This is a genomic window from Candidatus Methylomirabilota bacterium (genome assembly GCA_028870115.1).
In the GTDB taxonomy this organism is placed as follows: domain Bacteria; phylum Methylomirabilota; class Methylomirabilia; order Methylomirabilales; family Methylomirabilaceae; genus Methylomirabilis.
The window spans coordinates 37735-55859 of sequence record JAGWQH010000104.1 but is presented as its reverse complement, the minus strand read 5'-3'; the positions used below and the strand labels follow the sequence as shown (position 1 = coordinate 55859).

The following is an 18125-nucleotide window of genomic DNA, read 5'->3' as shown; positions in this document are numbered from 1 at the left end:
GGTCTTGGCCATCTGCATCATCTCCTTTCGCGTGGATTGTATGAATAACGGAATCAACTTCCGGGTTTCGGCTGGTCAACCATGATCTCGCTGTTACTCCACAGCTAAAGACGCCATCGCCCGTTTATTTTCACGGCGATAGTCGTACCACCGCCGGTTTCTGATTTTGTGTGAACGAAATTCTATCACTTGCCCTATCATCTGTCTAGCGGTTGTTTCGATCCAAAAACAGAGATAGCCATTACTGAGATCACGTTGTAAGCCGATCACGCCGTGTTACGACTCCGTGACCAGCATGGCTCGCCAAGGGCGAGAAGCCTTGCAGGGGTTCACCAGCTCCCGCCAGAGCGTTGTCGCCCCAACCCTCACGATTCGCCGCACGACCGTGGTCGGGCACTGAGCCGAGCGCACTCCTCTATTCTCCTGGGTCATTGCGAGTGCCAGACGGGCGCGAAGCAATCTTGTATCCTACTTACACTCCACCGCCTTGACCGAATCCGAGCCCCGGATCTGCTTGCATGAGCTGGATTGTCAACCGCCTCCTGACGGCTGCACTCCGGGAGCCTCGCCGAGTCACCATCGAGGAAGTGCTGCCCGAAGACCCTGACTGGGAAATCATCCAGGCGCGCCGCCACGAGCCGCTAGCCAACTTCGACATTTATCACCGGGAGCGAGTGAAAAAGAGCGGGCTACGAAAGACCGCACGAGATAGCTGAGGTCTACAGGGTCCGTTTCCGCAGCCGCTCCGTGCGCAAGGAGTTGGACGGGCTGGATGATGAGACTTATCTGCGTATTGTGGCAGCGATCCATCGCCTTCGGGAGAACCCACATCCGCATGGGACCAAGAAGCTCATCGACCGAGAGATCTACCGAATCCGAATAGGCGACTACCGGGTCCTCTACCCGGTAGATGACAAAGCGAAAGAGGTACGGATTGAAGCAGTCCGCAGGCGGGACGAACGGATATATGACTGAGGGCAAGCGCGCGACCTCTCGAAGATCTTCTGGTAACCGGACCGAGCTTTATGCGAAGTGATGTAGCGTTCAGGGGCGTACACGGACGCGATCGCGAGTCACAACGATCATTGCGCCGGACTCCAGCTCAGCCTGATACCGCTCCAGAAGTTCTCGCATCGCGGCTACTTGTTCGTCAACCCGCATCTCCACGAACCGCACGATTGTCTGATGAGGACTACCGTAGACAAAGACGAGCTCCCCGAAGTCCTTGTCCGCGGTCACGGCGATTCGGCTTTCCAACAAGGCGAGATCAAGCAGCGTTTGGTCGTCAGCGCGTGGATCAATGTCCGATGCCAGTCGGACATCATGTTTCAGATCGGTCAGTAGTCGGTGCAGCGAGCGGGAACAGACGCAGACATCGAGCGGGAACTTCATCAGCGATTGGCGACAGGTACCCACTCATGGATTTGCTCACCCGTCACAGACCGGTAAGCAAAGAGCAAACAAGCCTGAATATCCTCTGCTTCCAGAAATGGGTACTCCTTAAGGATGGTCTCCGCCGTCTCACCTGCTGCGAGCATCCCCAGGATGTGCTCTACCGCAATCCGCATACCCCGGATGACGGGCTTCCCGCCGAAGATTTTTGGGTTGACTTGAATCCGCGCCAACAATTCGGCTTCCGCCATGCCTCGTCTCCTCTTCTCTTTCTGCCTCGGATCGCCTTTGATGGTAGCAGCTTTAGGGAGTTTTCACAAACGCGAATAAACTCCGGGTATCAGGTCGTGCAAATCGAACGTGCTTTCGATACGTTGTAGCCTGACCACCATCTCTTCTTCCTTCTATCACTGCAGCGAAGGGTGGTCAAACGGGCTCGTGCCGAGTCGGGTAGCTCTCACGCAGTCCGCCAAGCTTCTTGAATGCACAAGGGGAACGCATCCAGAGGACTACTATAGCAGGCAACCTCAAGATCCGCCGTCTGACCGTCGACCGGCATTGAAACCATCGCATAGACTCAGACGCCAGTCGAGCGCATGGTTGGTACCCGTGCGAGCTGGGACTAGCGCGCTTGACGCTGCTGCCGGTTCCTGATAGGCTCATGGTGCATGAGGAGGATGAGGCCATGACCGTCCAAGTGAAGTTCACCTATAACGATTACCTGCTGTTCCCCGATGACGGCAAACGTCATGAACTCATCGATGGAGAACACTATATGACCCCATCGCCGTCCGAGGGCCATCAGCGCATCGCCATGAATCTCTCGGGGACGCTGTGGCAGTATCTCACCACCCGGCCTATCGGAAGAGCCTACGCTGCCCCATTCGACGTCGTGCTCTCCCAGACCGACGTCGTCCAGCCTGACCTCCTCTTCGTGTCGGCGGCCAAGACGTCCATTCTCACCGCCCGGAATGTCCAAGGTGCTCCCGACCTCATCGTGGAAATCCTCTCCGACACCACCCGCAGGACTGACGAGATCATCAAGCGAAAGCTCTATGAGCGCTTCGGCGTGCAGGAATACTGGATCATCGACCCGGAGCTTGAGACCATCAAGGTCTACCGCATCACCGGTCAGGGCTACCAACGGGTCGCCGAACTGAGCCGCGAGGCAGACGACACCCTCACCACGCCCCTCTTGCCAGACCTGAGGCTCCCACTCTCCAAGATTTTCGAGTAGGTCGGCCAGTCCCCATAGCCTTTGGACCTCCAGACTTCGACAGATCCATCCCTCGCCGGGATTCGCTCGTTGTCATCTCATATCGTTCTCGATCAGCCGCCTCCCGATCACTCTGTCTCTAGCCGCGTCGTCGTCCCTACCTTCAAGATCCGCCGCATGACCGTCGCTGGGCACTAGCCATGCGCGTTACCTGGGGAGTCATTGCGAGGGGCACCGCCCCGAAGCAATCTCAAGGACGTGTCAACCATTATCACTCTTGGCCGCCGATGGTTTCCAGATCGGAAGCGCAATATGGTGGGCCATCAGGTCGAAGTGCTTATCGCAATGAAGAAGGCGGCACGGGTAGCTCAAGACAACAGCAGCGATGAGAAGATCCGTCGTGGGAATTGATAAACCTTTACGTCGCACCGCGTGGGCAATCCCGTAGGCCGATCTCCAGACTGACTTGGTAATCGGGAATTGTTGTAGCGCCTCTAAGTCTTCGCAGATCTCCCGAAACTCCCCTTCTGTCCGTGTGCCGCTGGTAAGTTCCAGGATGATCATTTCACACGTGACTGTCCGCCCCTCAGTGAGCAAACCGTAAACTTGTTGCCGGACAACGGGATTCCCGGTAGGCCGCAGGGCATGGATCCAGGCTGAGGTGTCGATCAGGACCCATCCATCAGCCATCGGCACGCAGCTTGGCGAGTTTTCTCGGAGTTAAGTTCAGTGGAAAGTGGCCCAGTTTTCCAAGGAGACGCTCGATCCGCTGCTGGCGGATAAGGGCCTCCAGGGAGCGGTGGACAACCTCCTTCTTTGTCTTGGCCTTGGTAAGAACCTGCGCCTGCTTGAGGAGCTTCTCGTCAATCTCTAGAGTTGTTCTCATCGCGAACCCTCCTGCATGCAGAAAACTAGACCGACTTTTATGCTATGTCAAGTGTCTTCGGTATTGTTGGTTAGGCCCTCATCTTTCAGCGGGACGTCGGCATCCCCACCTTCAAGATCCGCCGCATGACCGTCGCCGGGCATTTATCCGAAGGTAAAGCCGCCCGGCTACTCCTCTCTCAACCTGGACAAGTACTCACGAGGACTGACGATCTGGATACCCTGAAAGCTCTTGAGTCTTTTTAGATGCTGATCGCCAGAGATGAGATAATCTGCGCTGGTTTCAACCGCACACTCGATGAACATGTTGTCGCTGGGATCATCGCGGATCACGTGAAGACGTCTGGAGGGGAAAGCCAGAAGGATGCGATCGGGATCCTGAAAGAGCGAGAACAGTGAGGCAAGCAGGTCCGCCGATAGGCCTGCCCGCTGCAAAACGACAAGGTACTCGTCCAAGATTGGCGGCGAGACACAGAGCAGGTCCAGGCGATCACGAATCCTGTTAACAATCAGTCTTGGAGGGCCGGCACTGATGAAGCTGGAGAGGATGACGTTGGTGTCCACCACCAACTTGCTCACCGGGCGCTGGCCTTTTCAGTGCCCTGGCCTTTCCCTGCACGAACCGCTCTTACCAGGTGGTCGACATCTCGTGGAGTTCGCACACCCACCTGTTTGAGGGAGCGACCGACTTCCCGCCAAATCCGGTCAAACTCTGTCGCGTATGGCTCCCCCCGCTCAAGCCTGGCCTTGGAGAGCCGGAAGGCTTGCCGGAGCAGCCATGAGACGCTGCGATCCTGTTGAGCGGCAAGACGCTTGAGTTCCGCGAATTCTTCTTCAGCAAGCGTAATCGTCGTTCTCACCATCACTCCAACCTCCTACATCAGTGATATGACTCGATCATACTATATCCTAACAGCTAAGGGTGGTCAAACGGACTTGTGATTTACCGCACGACTGTCTCCGGCCACTAATGCGGATAGAACACACGCGCCGTTGCTAACGTTCAGGAAATCTCAGGAGCAAATCCTACTTTGAAATCAGCGGTTATCCAAATGCCGCCCGATCAACGCCCATCGTTACCCTTCGACTTCCACGGAGCGCGGCGCAGCGCCGCGAGCGTCGGCCACGGGCATTTTGCCGGCCACCTGCCTTCTCCGTGCAGTTCCGCCCTACCCCGGGCGAGCCGGTAAGCGCTCTTTATTTGAGCCGCGGCGGTCTTGACGAGGCTTGGACTGTGCCTGAAGGCGAGATCCAGCATGCTCGATTCATACGTCAGATCATTCCAATCGCCATAGACGTACTCCGGTCTCTTCAGGATCCGGAATGACCGTTCCGCGTGTTCCTCGACCGCATAGCGGTATGTTGCCACCCAGCCTTGCAACTCGTCGCCCAAGGCCTCCACGTCCAACTCCTCGAAGCGGCGAGCGCGGAACGCCTCGAGCTGTCCCTGAAGCCACTTCACGAAATCTACAGGCGATTTCTTCCTTGGCATGTTTTCCCCTGACAGTTGATGTGGACGGTTCTTTGCGCCAGGATATCTTATCGCCCCAGTTTATGAGCCAGCGTGTGTGGCGGCCAACCGGCTGAGCCACGTCAAATGTTCTTGGTGCCCTGCGACCGCAGAATCGAGAAAGGCCTGTATGGTCCTCGTTGCACTGCCGAAGGTCTCAACTCGGCGCGGACACCCGTTGCGATTCGTGAGAATCTCGTCGCCTAGCCGAAACAGTCGCTCATGGGGATCATAACGTCCGCCGAAGAGATGAGCCGCGACTTCCGGCGTTACCTGCAGCCCACGGTCGAACCGGAACGAGCCCGGTCGGCGGCCGGTAATCACGCGAAAGGCACTCCGATCCCCTGCGCCCGCCCATCGTTTGTAATGGGCGTTGGCCTGAATGCGCTGCCGGACGTCGGCGGAGAAGCTCTCTGGCTCGGTTTCTTCCTCCACGAAGATGTTGCTCTCGACTTCGAATAGCCCAATGAAGTAGAAGTTGCTCCCCTGAGCCCAACCCGCCTCGTCATAATTCCAGAGTCTCGCGAGGAACCACAGTTGATCCCCTTTCGTCGCATCACGCAGATTCGCCGATCGAGAACTGACGATATCGCCGTAGGTGAAGGTGTTGAACTCGGGATCGAGATGAGCACGATAGAGGGCAACGCTCTTCGGGACATACGCGGCTAGCGAGTCGGCGCGTCTGGTGTAAGTAGGCAGGTCACAATACCTTGGGATACGTGCGCAGTTAACGAAGTTGCGGTGTTCTTTGATCGGGACGAATTCGAACGTCCCGTCGGGGAAAATGGGGCTCCGTAGACCTCGCCGTGACGCGTCCGCCATGTTAACGCCTACATTTACAACGAATAGTCGCATGAGTACTCTACAGCTCCGTCGCGGTTAGGGTGCCGACGAAGTCGTTGTCAACCACAAGCCCTTTCGGATATCCTTTCCGGCCCAGAACAATCTTCATCCGTTTTCCCAACTCGGGTCGTTCGGAGGCCACTTATGCGGCGCGGCAGCCACTCCGCTTCGGAAGCGGCCATGGACCCACTCAACAAAGGCCCTTGCGCGTGCCTCATCGTGGGTCATAAACCCATACCGCGCCTGGCCACTCGGAATGGTGGGGCGTGCCTCCAGCGGCACCTCACGCGGCTTCCCACCGAAATAATAAAAATTCGAGGAGACAAGTACCCGCCGACCCGACAGATCCTTGATCTTATGGTCTCTATCCTCACAATCATCGGTGGGATTCCAGTGGTTGGGATTCCTGACCTGCTCAAAATCGTCGGGGCCCTGAGGATGGTTTGTCAACGGACGGTAGATGTTATCCCCGGCCCGATAGCGACACTCGGGCCTTACAAGATCGGGAATCTTGGCCTGAAAATCGTGGAGACCAAAGTACTCGTACTGTTCGATTATGTCCGTGATCTGCATCAGAAAGATTAGTCTTTCGTTACCCACCCCATCACCGTTCAAGCTCTGTGAGGTGAATCCTGCTATCCAATCCCCACACCTCTTTGCCTTCCGGATGCCTGGCTTACACGTAGCGAGTGTCAACACTCCAAAAAATGGATTTGGTGCGAAACCGGTATCGTCAGTCAGTTTGTAGGAGAATAGCCTCATAGCGCCCTCCATGCGTCAAGCTACGCGAGGCGTGCTCGACAAGCTTCTGCCAAAGCCTCTATGATCATCCCATTCTGACACTGAGCTGCCGAAGACGTTCCAGGAGTCTGACCAGGCCCCAGGTGTCCTGGTGGCAATAGCGGAGCAGGTTGCTCCGGAGGCGGCCCTTCGCGTTCGGCTCTATCCTGTCCCCATTGAAAAGTAGCCGCTCCAGCTCAAGACTCGCTGTTCCTCCATCAGCGATTGCGAGGTTACTGTAATGAAGCTCAGGCACGAGTGCCGGAAGAACGCTCTTCAGGCTAAAGCTGCCTCCGAAGTCCGGGTGGTACACGTGGTTACGGACAACCGGGAGCGGGTCCACCAGGCGAGCGACGATGCTCCGCAGCGGCGTTGCGAGGGCCGGCAGAGCGTCGGCCATCTGCTCGATGCACCCACGCTCGAAGCTGGCGTTGTAGGCAACGACCGTTCGAGCGGACTCGCACCCCTGGACCAGGCGCTCCGCAAGCGTCGGCCTTGGATCTTCAGGCCCTTCAGCGAGCCACTCGTGATGAGTGACGCGGTCATCGGCCTCCTGGACGTGGCAACTGAACTGGACCGGCACGGCATCGTAGGGGTGGCACCCCTCCCAGACTGGAATCGCCAGGCCCACGGTCTCGAAGTCGAGAAAGGCGATCGGGGGCACGAAGACGTCCAGCGCTCTGGCGAGGGTCGCCTCCACGATAATTCGGCCTTCTTGTACCGCGCGCCGCTGTCGGTCCGCAACCTGTCCGAGCGATACCTCTTTCGGAAGGTCATAAATCGTCCGGTAGCCCTGCCTTTCGAGCTCCGGGGCCCGGCGTTTCATGGCGTAGAGCATGCTCACGTGATGGGGCGGAAGCGTCGGCCAGCATCGCGCCATGAATGGGCAGTCGTGGGGCATTGTGCAATGAGGCCCGATGGCCACGTCAGGAACCGACCCTTCGAGCATCTCGATCTGCTCGGCCACCCACCTCAGCACACTCTCCTCGACCGCTCCAACCGTCTCCGTCACGTCCGACCGCACGAAGAGGTTCGAGAGGTCCGGATAGGCGCATTCACGGTTGAGATGCATCACCTCGCTGCCCACGAGGTCGAGCCCGTTCTGTCGCAGAACGTGCGCCTGGATGGCCACGTCGGAAATGTAGTGGTCCTTGACCGATGTGCTTGACTTCACCTCAATAAGGCGGAAACCATGAGTGTCCCGCTTCAGGATGTCCACCGCAACGAAGACGCCGTCTGCGCGGAATGATGCCTCATAGACCGCCGGCGCGCCGTCTTCGAGTGCCTGCCGGGTCAGTCTGATACGCTCGTCATAAGCATTGTATGGCAGATCGATGACAAGCCCGCCGGGAACATAGGTTCGGGCGAGTTGACCGACGCGGATCCCTCGATCCATCACCGCCTGCGCCATCTCATCCGGTTGAAGCTCGGGCGCTGTCGGCTCGCGCACCATCCACCAGAGGCGCTTATGACACTGCAGCCCCGCCATCACTCGGGACTTCGAGAGACCAACTTGGCGGCTGTGCCCCATCTGTCCTACGGCCTGCTCAGACGGCAAATTTCGCCCCGACGAAGTCGGCGTGGACACCAGCCATCTCCAGCAGGCCTGGGCTCCGGTAAGGATCGATCAAGAGGCATGTTGTCTCGATGCGCGCACTTGAGGAGCGGAACCTACTTGTCACAAGCCCCCGCGCTTTGAGCAAGGCTTCGAGAGTCGCGGCGACATCCTGCATCCGACGCAGATCGTCCGCCGACTTATCTTTCTTGTAGAACCTCAGGCTGATCCCCCACATGCCAGCCTGCCAGTCGAGGCGATAGAAGAAATCGTCGGCTCCTGGGGCGTCGAAATGATACTGAATCCACCAACGCCCCCGGCTCGTACCCTGGAGTAGATACTCCTTACGAGCGCGGTTGTAAAAAGGATGGAAGTAGACAGTACGGTACCCATCGTCTTCCTTCACTTCGACAATGTCACCGAGTTCGACGTGGAAGAGTCGCTTGAACAGGTTGTACTGGTATATGGGATTCGCCCACTGACTATCCCAGAGCTTGTTATCAACCCACTTCCCGCTTGCGATGTCACCAACGTGGACCGTCGCCGCTAGTACCTTCTCCTCGCTTTCTCGATAGCCTCGGTAACACCATTCGGCCCAGTTCGTCAGAATGTCGCTGACTTCAAGGCTTCGCGCCAATAGACCCTCCACCCAGTCCTTGAAGTCGAGGTGGGTCAGCATTGTATAGCTTGGTGGGCACCGAAAATCGAAGTCATAGCCCGTTTTCAAGAGTAACCCCATGATTCGATCTCGCTCAACCCCGCACAGCGGTGGCCACTCATCGGCGTGCGTGGCCGTGTTCTCGATGTTCCGCACGAGTTGATCGTTCCCTGTGAGCAGCGCATCGACCTTGTCCTCAATGACAAGGCAGATCTTCGGTTGTGACACCAACTCGAAGACAACAACGATGTCGACCCCGTGGAACTGTCGCCTGATATGCACCGCGGCGATACCGTCTCGCTGTACGGCCAAGCCCCTCGAACCAAATACCTGCTCGAACAGGCGCCAGCTTGCTTCCGCCACAAGTTGATTGGGATCGTTCAACCAATCCAGGAGCCAACAGAAAAATGCGTCCTGACTCAACTCAGATGTAGCGTACTCGAAAAGGTTTGGCTTACCCATGCAATCCCCTCCCCTCGCGCTTATAGATCGATGCTGCGCTAGATAAGATGCGCTTCACCTCGCGCCTCAGCGCGGCCGGCAGCACGACCTCAGCCGCATCCCCCCAACCGAGGATCCACCGCGCAATCTCGAATCAGCCGCCGGCGCGGAAGGTGAACTCGACCCGGTCGTCGCGCCTATCCCCTCACTGAGGGTGATCAGGGCACTTCAACAGCAACGCAGGCACGTTATTTGGGGAGATTCTGCGTCCGAGCTGGTCGAAGGTTCCATTGCGACCTGCGTGCCCAAGAGGTCTCCCCAAGGCGTCGTACACCCTCACTTCTCCATCCGGGTGCCGCTCGAATCGTCCGATCGTTCGCCCGAGATTATCCCTGATGTGTTCAGACATAGTCTCAACCAGTCGGCCAAGCGATTCTTCGGAGGCCCGCACCACCTGTCCGTCCGGCGCGAGGACAACGGCATGAATAATAAGTGCAACCATGCATGAGGCGATAGACGTGGATATCGTCCTCGCTCCGTACTTTTCGTCGAACGCGAACAGGTTAGCTCCCATCTTATTAATCGGTCTCCATCGTTTCCTACATTACCCCATAGCTGTGGCAGGTAACGTCACACTATTGACGATAGAGGCGGCTTGCGGCCTGGAGTTCTTCGGCCACCAGCCGGCGTAGGGACTTTGGCTGAAGAAGCGTTGCGGCGCTCCCCCAGCTCAGGATCCAGCGGATGATCTCGAAGGCGCCCCCCGCTCGGAATGTCAGTTCCACGCGGCCATCGCGCAGGGTGCGGATCGTCTGGGTGGGGTGCCACTCCCGCTCGCGGACGTAGGGCGCTTGATCTGCGCTGAACCGGACGACGACCTTCCTGGGCTTTTCCCAGACCACTCCGAACGCCTCGGCCTCGTACCGCTTCCAGTCGAACCCAGAGTCCACTGCAAACATCTCGCCAGTCGGCTCAATGGCCTGAATCCTCTCAACAGCAAGCGTGGTCGTGCCCCCATACGCGGATACCTGGCCAATGCAGTACAGCCTTCCTTGAAAATTGAAAAGCCGGTACGGGTCATAGGGAAACCTGCTCGGCTTGTCGCGCCAAGGGGCATGATACGTGGCGAGGCAGCGCCTCCGCTCCACGATTGCCTTCACCAAGTGGAGGATAACGGCCTCGAGCCCCACATAATCCTTCACGCCGCGATCCCGTTCCTCAATCGCCCCGTCTAAAGCCATCGCGAGGCGCCCTTCCTTTGTCGGAACGAGGGCCTGTAGTTTGCAAAGGGCGCTTGAGAGGGAGGTCCTGAATGGCTGCCGACCGCCTGTCTGCTTCACTGCCCAGAGCAGCGCGGCGACTTCCTCGGCATTGAGCGGAACCGGCGGGAGAAACCGTCGGAACGTAGGATCTAGTCGCGGGCGGCTGAATCGCCCAGACTCGTCAGGCATGACCGGGAAACCGGCCTCGTTCAGGGTTCGGAGATCACGGTAGATCGTCTCGCGGCGGGTCTTAAAGCGGGCGGCCAGTTGGTAGACGGTCTGGCTGCTCCCTCCCATGAGCAACCTTGCAAGCGAGATGATGCGCACCATCTGTCGGTCGCGGCGGGAGAGCGCATTCTCTACCATGAGCGCGAGTCTATCTTTACGGAATCGAATAAGTCAAGCGGCCACCGACATTCCGTGGCGTTAGACCGCACAGACCTTCACTACAATAAGCTTAACGTGAGCGTACCTGAGCGGAGCGCAAGGACACCCGCTGGAGCAGGACCACGCACCGCCCTGAAGGACCTGCTCGGAGGAGGTCCCCGAGGGAGAGGGGACTCCTGACACTGACAACTCGGCAATCCCGCACAGAGAAAGGACGTGACATGCTGACCAGACGCCGGTTCTTGAATCTTACCCTTGGAACTACCGTTTTGACCCTCTCTAAGCCCCTCACTTGCTCGACACCAGCGAGCCTTGACCGCGGCAGCATCAAGCGTCGGTGCCTCAAGGTCATCAGCGCAGCTCTTGAAGGCGCCGTGAGACCCCGAGCGCGCTACCACTCGACGATCACACGTGGGGACCATTCCACACGGCCCGGCGCGCACTGGGCGTCCTCGACGCCTATCCTGCCTTTGCGCGCCAGGAAGTGATCATCTCGCATTTGCGTGCGTTGTGCGCCGACCCGCTCCCCGAGCTTCGACTTCGGGCGGCATACCTGTTGGCCAGAAGCGGAGATCCGAAAGGCTTCGACATACTCCGAACCGCCGGCGCAGAGCCGGGAAGCCCTGAGGCGCTTCTCCGGACGGCCTTGCTCGTCAAGGCCGGAGACCGGGCGTCCCTGCCGATCCTCATAGACTTGACGCGGGAGACGCCCGACGCTCTCGAAGACGAGTGGGCCGGATCTTGCGCGATCGACGCCTTGCAGGAGTCCGGCGACCCCAGGGTACTCCCAGTGCTTGGCGAGCTGGCCGATACGGCCTCCGACTACATCAAGGTGCGCGCGGTCATTGCGCTCCGCACCTTCCCGTCTCAGCGCGGTTGCGAGTTCCTGCGGGCGGCCGCGCAGAGAGCGAGTTCGCTACGGACCCGAGTGTACCTCGCGATGGATTGCCGGCGCGACGGGTACCGAGACCTGGAAGCCCTCCTCGAGCCTGCCCTGCTCAGTGACGAGGCGACGGAAGCCGGGCTGGACGCCGTTACCTTTTTAGGTGCCCGTCAGTACATCCCAGCGTTGCGCCGCCTGGTTCTCGACCACAAATGCTGCCCGTATCGGCATAGTGCGGCGCGGGTGCTTACCCTTTTCGGCGATCCCGCCGGTATCACGCACATGCAGATGAAGTGGCAAGACGCTTTCGACGTGGAGGACGTCATTGGCTGCGCCACCCACCTGGAGGATCACTTCATCACCACGTTGACGCAGTCGCCTCACTGGTACCGCCCCATGGTGGGGTTACTTATCAGGACCACCCGCCGCGACCAGACCGCCTTCACACAGCTCCTCACAATCGCCAGGACCGGGCAGACCGGGGAGCTCGAGGGTCTCGCGATTGTCCTGGGACGCGGGGACTGGCGTCGGCCAGAGGTCCTTCCGATATGTGCTGAGATGCTACGGCGTCCGCTTTTCCCAGATACCCTTCGATCCCGACTCTGGGTCGTCATGATAGCCTTGGACACGTTAAGCGGCCAGTTCCACGGTTTCCCGCCCGACCTGGCGCTGTACCCGCATCCCTTTATGCTCACATGCAACCGACGATATGGAACGCCTCGCAGTTGCCGTCAGGTGACGGGCGGCGAGTGTCGGCACCGTGAGGTGTTCACGAGCACAAGGAACCTCTGACGACTATCTACTCACCCGACGATTGAAAGGAGCACCACAGTGGTTACTGGAACGGAGTTGCGTTTTGCCCCCACTGTTGCCGCGATGGAGGCCTTCATCGAGCCACACCGCCCCTGGTTGGAATCTGCGCTGGGATGTCCCTTGTCCGAATCTGTGACTTTCGAGCTCGAGGTGGCGTTTGGCCAACTCGCCGCAGAAGATCTGCGGGGCGGGGTCCCCCTGGACCGGCAATGCCTGGCCGGCGCGGACGCCCTGCGTCCGGCGGTCTCGCGCTGGGCTATTCCGCCTGTGAGCCCCAGGATCACCCTGCGGCCCGGACGAAACCGCCAGGCCCCGATTCTCGCCCGGGACCTCGCATGGGATCCTCATTGGAAGGACACCCCGGTTGTCTTATGGTTTCACGGGCTGAAACACGGTATCGTCGCGATCAACATACCCCATGTCTCGTTCGATAGAGGCCTGAGCCACGACTGGCAAGCTTGGCTGCTCGTGAACCGGACCGAATTGGCTCCAGCCCTAAGCCTGCTGAGAGGGCTGCTCGTTAAGTCTCGCAAGAGTGTGCAGATATTCCTTGGCCAGGATGTGCCACTTCCCCTGAATGGCTACGACTGGAACCAAGTCGTCCTCGACCCAGCCGTCACGCGCTTGGTGCGCGATGACTTCGAGACCTTTCTCCAGCGGGAAGCCTGGTTCAAACGACATCGGTTGCCCTTCCGACGCGGCTACCTGTTCTACGGACCGCCGGGAAACGGCAAAACGAGCGCCCTCCGGGTGATGGCGTCGCATCCGGCGATTTCCGCCCACAGCCTGGATTTCTCCGACAAAGATCTCCGGAACCAGGCACTCACGGCGGTCTTTGAAGAGGCGAGCTATGATGCCCCTTCTCTCGTGATCTTTGAGGATCTCGATCGTCTCTATGGAAAGACTGATACCGGGGACAACCGAACGAAGATTACGCTTCAACACCTCTTGAACTGTCTGGACGGGCTTGCCGAGTACGAGGGCGTGATCGTCGTGGCGACCGCGAACGACCCGACGGCCCTCGATTCAGCCATCCTGCGACGGCCAGGTCGGTTCGACAGGGTTGTACCTTTCCGACCCCCAGCCGCCGGCCTGCGTCACGAGTATTTCCGCCGATTGAGCGCCCGGTCCTTCGACGAGGAGACTCTTGCGAGGGCGGCGAGTGAGGCTGACGGGTTCTCGTTCGCCCAGCTTCGGGAAGGCTATATCCTCGCCGGCCAGCTCGCCTTCGGGCGCGAGGGCGAAGAGGTCCGCCCGGAAGACCTCCTGGAAGGGATCCGCATGGTCCGGGTTGAGGCGCAGACGGTGGGCAGCCGCCTCGACGGTCGAGGCGTTGGCTTTGGGCTCGCCGCCAGCCAAACGCCAGCCGCCTGACCGCACTGGGCGTTTGGGGTTACGAGTCCCCTGTTGGTGCGGAAGTACTGGGCGCCTGGTTTGACCGGGTGGGCTCGCCTTCGGCGGTCCTGGGAATGACGCTGATCCCGCCGTTCTCCTCCAAGACCGCGAAGCGCGCCTGGGCCGGTTCGACCAGCCCGTTGCGCCGAAGCGCCGCCAGCAGTTCGTCGAGGGTGATCCGTTCGCGTCGCAAATTCTCCTGGAGGATGCGTCCGTTGTGAATCAGGAGCGTTGGCTGAGCCTCGAGCAGGCGGCGCGCGCGCTTGGAGCGATACGCCACTTCGGTCACGCCGTAATTCAGCGCAAGGATGGTCACTGCCCCGATGAGCCCGCCCCCGAGCGAGTTGTCGTTGCCGATCACGGCGTTCTGGACCACATTCGAGATAATGAGCAGGACAACCAGGTCAAAGGGGGTAAGCTGGCCCACTTGCCGTTTCCCGGTGAAACGAAAGGCCAGCAGCAGAAAGAGGTAGACGACACCTGACCGCAGTATCTTTTCAGCGATGGAAATCTCAGGAATGAAGAGCGTCCACATGGCGTCTCCCTTCAGGTATGGTTGGGAGGCAATGGATGCCCACGGGAGGGTATATCCTCGCCGGGGGGAGGTTATGCCGAGGTCACGCTCCGGTGATCGTGCCCGGACCCAACAGGGCCTCCACCTGTTGCCTGAGCGACTCGTCCGCTGCCACGGTCATATCCGGCGAGGCGGCAATGGTGACCTGGGCGCCTGGAGTAACGGTCAGGTGGAGCCTGACAGGAACGGGTCCCGGGAATCTCAGCAGCAAGCCTTTTAACTGCTCAAGTTGTGGGTCGGACAGGTGCGCCTCGTCTACCGTAATCTCCACCACCGACCCTCCGTTGCGCCTGGCGGTCGAGAGGGAGCTGACTTCCGTCAAGAGCAACTTGACCACCTCTTCGCCGACATCCACCTGTCCCTTTGCCATAATGGCCGCACCCTTCACCAGATGGAGCAGGTTCGCCTTATACAGCTCAGGAAATGCCACCGCCTCCACCGTCCCCGCCATGTCCTCGAGCGTCACGAAGGCCATCCGCTCGCCGCTCTTTGTGGTAATCTCCTTGACCGCGGATACGATGGCGCACAGCGTGACGGTCTCTTTGTCCTGGCAGGCCGCGAGGCGATCGGTCGTAACGGCCGCAACCTTTGCGATGACATCCCGATAATCGGCCAGCGGGTGGCCGGTGACGTAGAAGCCCAATGTCTCCTTTTCGGCGGACAGGCGTTGACCGGGCGACCACTCCGGGATATCGGGCAGCGCTGCCGCCTGGTGGCTGAGCCCACCCTTCGCCTCCAAGACGTCCAGCAGCGAGACCTGACCCTGGATCCGCTCCCGCTGTGCGCCGGCGCCGGCCTCCATCGCCTTATCGGCCACAGCCATAAGCTGAGCCCTCGCCGCCCCAAGGGAGTCAAATGCCCCGCACTTGATCAGGCTCTCGATGACACGCTTATTCACCAGACGCAGGTCCACCCGCTCGCAGAAGTCAAAGAGAGACCGGAAAGGACCCTTATCCCGCCGTGTAGCCAGGATCGACTGGATGGCCGTCTCGCCGACATTCTTGATGGCCACCAGCCCGAATCGAATCTGCTCTCCCACCACAGTAAAGCGGCTTTCCGACTCGTTGACATCTGGCGGTAGGACGGTAATCCCCATCTGCTTGCACTCGTCGATATACTTGACGATCCCGTCGGTATCAGCCATCTCTGAGGTGAGGAGGGCCGCCATGAACTCAACCGGGTAATGGGCTTTCAGGTAGGCGGTCTGATAGGCCAAGAGGGCGTAAGAGGTCGCATGGGGTTTGTTGAAGGCATATCCCGCAAAGGGGGCCATCTTGTCGAAGATCTTTTCCGCCGTCCGCGCCTGGACCCCTTTGGCCTTCGCCCCGTCGACAAACTTCTTTCGCTGTTGATCCATCATCTCAGGGTCTTTCTTACCCATCGCCTTACGCAGTACATCCGCTTCACCCATCGAGAATCCGGCGAGATCCGAGGCGATCCGCATGACCTGTTCCTGGTAGACCATGATCCCGTAGGTCTCTTTGAGGATCGCCTCCATCAACGGATGATCGTAGCGGATCTTGACCTTGCCGTGCTTGCGGTTGATGAAGTCGTCAATCATCACCATCGGTCCCGGTCGATAGAGCGCCACGAGGGCGATGACGTCCTCCAACCGTTCCGGCTTCAGACGCCGCATCAGATCCCGCATCCCTGAGGATTCCAGTTGGAACACTCCGAAGGTCCGCGCCTCGCCGAGCAGTTGGAAAACCGCCGGGTCGTCGAGAGGGATCTCCTCAATCTGGATCTTACAGCCGCGTCCCGACGCGATCAGCTCCAGGGTATTAGCGATGACCGTCAGGGTCCGCAGGCCCAGGAAATCAACCTTTAGCAGACCGATCTTCTCGATGGCTTTCATGGCGTACTGGGTTGTCGGCTTGCTGCCGGCCTTTGGATCTTTATACAGCGGAACATGCTCGGTGAGCGGGTCGCCGGAAATCACGACGCCGGCGGCGTGGGTTGAGGCGTGCCGTGTCAGCCCCTCCAGACACTTGGCAACCCGCCATAGTTCCCCGACCTCTGTCCGGTTCTGCACCGCCTCGGTCAGCGGCGGGCTCTCGGCGATCGCCTCATCCAGGCTGATATTGATCCGATTGGGAACCAACTTGGCGATCTTGTCCACCTCGGCATAGGGCATTCCCAGGCCCCGCCCGACGTCACGGATGACCGCCTTGGCCCCCATTGTTCCGAACGTGATAATCTGAGCGACATTATCGGCTCCATACTTCCTCGTCACATAGTCGATCACCTCGTCCCGCCGGTCGTCGCTGAAATCGATATCCATATCCGGCATGCTGATCCGTTCGGGGTTCAGGAACCGTTCAAAGATCAGGCCGTACCGGAGCGGATCGATGTTGGTGATGCCGAGGCAGTAGGCAATCAGCGAGGCGGCCGCAGACCCGCGGCCGGGGCCGACCGAGATCCCCCGATCCTTGGCGAACTTAATGAAGTCCCAGACCACCAGAAAGTAGCCGGCGAAGCCGGTCTTCTGGATGACCTCCAGCTCATACCTCAAGCGCGCCTCAACCTCGGCATTTACGTCCGGGTATCGGGCCTTCAATCCCTGCCAGGACAGATGGGCCAGGTAGGACTCCAGGGTGTACCCCTCGGGCACCTGATACTTTGGCAGGCGAAGCTGTCCGAACTGGAGCTGAAGGTTGCACCTCTCAGCCACGGTAATGGTATTCTTGACCGCTTCCGGCAGCTCGGCAAAGATCCGCTTCATCTCCGCTGCCGATTTGAAATAGAACTGGTCGGTGGAAAAGCGCCAACGATCCTTATCCTGAATCGTTTTTCCCGTCTGGATGCAGAGCAGGACCTCATGGGCGCGCGCATCTTCCTTGCTGGGATAGTGCAGGTCGTTGGTGGCCACAATCGGCAACTCAAAGGCTTTAGCGAGCCGAAGGACTCCGTCAGTCACCGTCTTTTGCTCCGCCATCCCGTGATCCTGAACCTCCAAAAAGTAGTTCTCGCGCCCCAGCGCCTCCATGTACCAACCGACGGTCTCCTTTGCCCGTGCCTCATCGCCATCCAACAATGCCTTAGCCACTTCGCAGTTCAGACAGCCGGAGAGGGCAATGAGCCCCTGACAATGCTGGGCAAACAGCTCCCGGTCGATTCGCGGCTTGTAATAGAACCCTTCCAGGTAGCCGGCCGACACCAGCTTGATCAAATTCCGGTAGCCGACCTGGTCCTTGGCCAGCAAGGTGATGTGGCTCGCGCCCTCGTAGCTGCTGTCCTGTTTAGACCTCTCGAAGCGGCTGCCGGGGGCAATGTATACCTCAGAGCCGATAATCGGCTTCACCCCCTCTTTCATCGCGAGGGTGTAAAAGTCGATCGCCCCGAAGAGGTTGCCGTGATCGGTCACGGCCAAGGCGGGCATCTTATACTCTTTCGCCTTGGCCACCAGCTTCTCCAACCCGCAGGCTCCGTCCAACAGGCTGTATTGGCTATGGACGTGCAGATGAACAAAATCAGAATGGTGCATGATTCTCCTAAAAAACTAGAATTTAGGCACTGGATTCGGATCAGGGA

Annotated in this window: 21 protein-coding genes; 5 read left to right on the top strand and 16 right to left on the bottom strand. The window is 59.2% G+C overall.

What is annotated here, in order from left to right; all coding sequences use genetic code 11:
* The first annotated feature begins 518 nt into the window (after positions 1 to 518).
* Together KGL31_12995 and KGL31_12990 are read left to right on the top strand one after the other, a co-directional pair.
* Positions 519 to 716, top strand: a complete 198-nt coding sequence (locus tag KGL31_12995; GenBank protein MDE2322805.1) for a hypothetical protein — start codon at positions 519 to 521, stop codon at positions 714 to 716.
* Positions 709 to 975 carry a type II toxin-antitoxin system RelE/ParE family toxin gene (locus tag KGL31_12990; protein ID MDE2322804.1) on the top strand — a complete coding sequence of 89 codons (267 nt, stop codon included), beginning with the start codon at positions 709 to 711 and terminating at the stop codon, positions 973 to 975. The genes KGL31_12995 and KGL31_12990 overlap by 8 nt, the downstream gene beginning before the upstream one ends.
* A gap of 69 nt (positions 976 to 1044) precedes the next feature.
* On the opposite strand, the gene KGL31_12985 is transcribed toward KGL31_12990, so the two are convergent.
* Both KGL31_12985 and KGL31_12980 read right to left on the bottom strand, forming a co-directional pair.
* On the bottom strand, positions 1045 to 1416 hold the full coding sequence (locus tag KGL31_12985) for a DUF5615 family PIN-like protein (protein ID MDE2322803.1): 372 nt from the start codon (positions 1414 to 1416) through the stop codon (positions 1045 to 1047).
* Positions 1392 to 1643 carry a DUF433 domain-containing protein gene (locus tag KGL31_12980; protein MDE2322802.1) on the bottom strand — a complete coding sequence of 84 codons (252 nt, stop codon included), beginning with the start codon at positions 1641 to 1643 and terminating at the stop codon, positions 1392 to 1394. The genes KGL31_12985 and KGL31_12980 overlap by 25 nt, the downstream gene beginning before the upstream one ends.
* 434 nt (positions 1644 to 2077) lie before the next feature.
* Here KGL31_12980 and KGL31_12975 point away from each other — a divergent pair, with 434 nt between their 5' ends.
* On the top strand, positions 2078 to 2629 hold the full coding sequence (locus KGL31_12975; GenBank protein MDE2322801.1) for a Uma2 family endonuclease: 552 nt from the start codon (positions 2078 to 2080) through the stop codon (positions 2627 to 2629).
* A 240-nt stretch (positions 2630 to 2869) separates the two neighbouring features.
* Here the strand turns inward: KGL31_12975 and KGL31_12970 are convergent, their stop codons facing one another.
* From KGL31_12970 to KGL31_12915, 12 genes are all read right to left on the bottom strand, one after another.
* Positions 2870 to 3298 carry a PIN domain nuclease gene (locus KGL31_12970; GenBank protein ID MDE2322800.1) on the bottom strand — a complete coding sequence of 143 codons (429 nt, stop codon included), beginning with the start codon at positions 3296 to 3298 and terminating at the stop codon, positions 2870 to 2872.
* The gene (locus KGL31_12965) at positions 3291 to 3494 is read right to left on the bottom strand and encodes a type II toxin-antitoxin system VapB family antitoxin (GenBank protein ID MDE2322799.1); all 204 of its coding nucleotides are present in this window, start codon (positions 3492 to 3494) and stop codon (positions 3291 to 3293) included. Before KGL31_12965 ends, KGL31_12970 begins: the two co-directional genes overlap by 8 nt.
* A gap of 167 nt (positions 3495 to 3661) precedes the next feature.
* Positions 3662 to 4072 (bottom strand): putative toxin-antitoxin system toxin component, PIN family, encoded by a 411-nt coding sequence (locus KGL31_12960; GenBank protein MDE2322798.1) that lies wholly within the window; start codon positions 4070 to 4072, stop codon positions 3662 to 3664.
* Positions 4069 to 4356 carry a ribbon-helix-helix protein, CopG family gene (locus tag KGL31_12955; protein ID MDE2322797.1) on the bottom strand — a complete coding sequence of 96 codons (288 nt, stop codon included), beginning with the start codon at positions 4354 to 4356 and terminating at the stop codon, positions 4069 to 4071. The genes KGL31_12960 and KGL31_12955 overlap by 4 nt, the downstream gene beginning before the upstream one ends.
* Before the next feature lie 200 nt (positions 4357 to 4556).
* Entirely contained in the window at positions 4557 to 4985 is a 429-nt protein-coding gene (locus KGL31_12950) for a DUF29 family protein (protein MDE2322796.1), read from the bottom strand.
* 60 nt (positions 4986 to 5045) lie between these two features.
* Entirely contained in the window at positions 5046 to 5825 is a 780-nt protein-coding gene (locus KGL31_12945; protein MDE2322795.1) for a hypothetical protein, read from the bottom strand.
* Between the two features lie 126 nt (positions 5826 to 5951).
* Complete coding sequence (locus KGL31_12940) at positions 5952 to 6608, bottom strand: hypothetical protein (GenBank protein MDE2322794.1); 657 nt, start codon at positions 6606 to 6608, stop codon at positions 5952 to 5954.
* A 64-nt stretch (positions 6609 to 6672) separates the two neighbouring features.
* Positions 6673 to 8214, bottom strand: a complete 1542-nt coding sequence (locus KGL31_12935; protein MDE2322793.1) for a DUF2779 domain-containing protein — start codon at positions 8212 to 8214, stop codon at positions 6673 to 6675.
* The gene (locus tag KGL31_12930) at positions 8174 to 9301 is read right to left on the bottom strand and encodes a hypothetical protein (protein ID MDE2322792.1); all 1128 of its coding nucleotides are present in this window, start codon (positions 9299 to 9301) and stop codon (positions 8174 to 8176) included. Before KGL31_12930 ends, KGL31_12935 begins: the two co-directional genes overlap by 41 nt.
* On the bottom strand, positions 9294 to 9428 hold the full coding sequence (locus KGL31_12925; protein MDE2322791.1) for a hypothetical protein: 135 nt from the start codon (positions 9426 to 9428) through the stop codon (positions 9294 to 9296). Before KGL31_12925 ends, KGL31_12930 begins: the two co-directional genes overlap by 8 nt.
* A 57-nt stretch (positions 9429 to 9485) precedes the next feature.
* Complete coding sequence (locus KGL31_12920; protein MDE2322790.1) at positions 9486 to 9854, bottom strand: hypothetical protein; 369 nt, start codon at positions 9852 to 9854, stop codon at positions 9486 to 9488.
* Between the two features lie 61 nt (positions 9855 to 9915).
* Positions 9916 to 10908 (bottom strand): WYL domain-containing transcriptional regulator, encoded by a 993-nt coding sequence (locus KGL31_12915; GenBank protein ID MDE2322789.1) that lies wholly within the window; start codon positions 10906 to 10908, stop codon positions 9916 to 9918.
* 520 nt (positions 10909 to 11428) lie between these two features.
* On the opposite strand from KGL31_12915, the gene KGL31_12910 reads away from it, so the two are divergent.
* Together KGL31_12910 and KGL31_12905 are read left to right on the top strand one after the other, a co-directional pair.
* Positions 11429 to 12604, top strand: coding sequence for a HEAT repeat domain-containing protein (locus KGL31_12910; GenBank protein MDE2322788.1), 1176 nt, complete (start codon positions 11429 to 11431; stop codon positions 12602 to 12604).
* A gap of 39 nt (positions 12605 to 12643) precedes the next feature.
* Entirely contained in the window at positions 12644 to 13999 is a 1356-nt protein-coding gene (locus KGL31_12905; GenBank protein MDE2322787.1) for an ATP-binding protein, read from the top strand.
* A gap of 19 nt (positions 14000 to 14018) precedes the next feature.
* Here the strand turns inward: KGL31_12905 and KGL31_12900 are convergent, their stop codons facing one another.
* Together KGL31_12900 and KGL31_12895 are read right to left on the bottom strand one after the other, a co-directional pair.
* Positions 14019 to 14555 carry a DUF421 domain-containing protein gene (locus KGL31_12900; protein MDE2322786.1) on the bottom strand — a complete coding sequence of 179 codons (537 nt, stop codon included), beginning with the start codon at positions 14553 to 14555 and terminating at the stop codon, positions 14019 to 14021.
* An 82-nt stretch (positions 14556 to 14637) separates the two neighbouring features.
* Entirely contained in the window at positions 14638 to 18078 is a 3441-nt protein-coding gene (locus KGL31_12895; protein ID MDE2322785.1) for a DNA polymerase III subunit alpha, read from the bottom strand.
* Positions 18079 to 18125 lie beyond the last annotated feature (47 nt).

Excerpts from the sequence above, each read along its gene's own strand:
- KGL31_12975 (MDE2322801.1), top strand. The coding sequence starts at position 2,078 with ATGACCGTCCAAGTGAAGTTCACCTATAACGATTACCTGCTGTTCCCC.
- KGL31_12900 (MDE2322786.1), bottom strand. The coding sequence starts at position 14,555 with ATGTGGACGCTCTTCATTCCTGAGATTTCCATCGCTGAAAAGATACTG.
- KGL31_12965 (MDE2322799.1), bottom strand. The coding sequence starts at position 3,494 with ATGAGAACAACTCTAGAGATTGACGAGAAGCTCCTCAAGCAGGCGCAG.
- KGL31_12950 (MDE2322796.1), bottom strand. The coding sequence starts at position 4,985 with ATGCCAAGGAAGAAATCGCCTGTAGATTTCGTGAAGTGGCTTCAGGGA.
- KGL31_12915 (MDE2322789.1), bottom strand. The coding sequence starts at position 10,908 with ATGGTAGAGAATGCGCTCTCCCGCCGCGACCGACAGATGGTGCGCATC.
- KGL31_12995 (MDE2322805.1), top strand. The coding sequence starts at position 519 with ATGAGCTGGATTGTCAACCGCCTCCTGACGGCTGCACTCCGGGAGCCT.
- KGL31_12920 (MDE2322790.1), bottom strand. The coding sequence starts at position 9,854 with ATGGGAGCTAACCTGTTCGCGTTCGACGAAAAGTACGGAGCGAGGACG.
- KGL31_12955 (MDE2322797.1), bottom strand. The coding sequence starts at position 4,356 with ATGGTGAGAACGACGATTACGCTTGCTGAAGAAGAATTCGCGGAACTC.
- KGL31_12945 (MDE2322795.1), bottom strand. The coding sequence starts at position 5,825 with ATGGCGGACGCGTCACGGCGAGGTCTACGGAGCCCCATTTTCCCCGAC.
- KGL31_12940 (MDE2322794.1), bottom strand. The coding sequence starts at position 6,608 with ATGAGGCTATTCTCCTACAAACTGACTGACGATACCGGTTTCGCACCA.
- KGL31_12930 (MDE2322792.1), bottom strand. The coding sequence starts at position 9,301 with ATGGGTAAGCCAAACCTTTTCGAGTACGCTACATCTGAGTTGAGTCAG.
- KGL31_12970 (MDE2322800.1), bottom strand. The coding sequence starts at position 3,298 with ATGGCTGATGGATGGGTCCTGATCGACACCTCAGCCTGGATCCATGCC.
- KGL31_12895 (MDE2322785.1), bottom strand. The coding sequence starts at position 18,078 with ATGCACCATTCTGATTTTGTTCATCTGCACGTCCATAGCCAATACAGC.
- KGL31_12980 (MDE2322802.1), bottom strand. The coding sequence starts at position 1,643 with ATGGCGGAAGCCGAATTGTTGGCGCGGATTCAAGTCAACCCAAAAATC.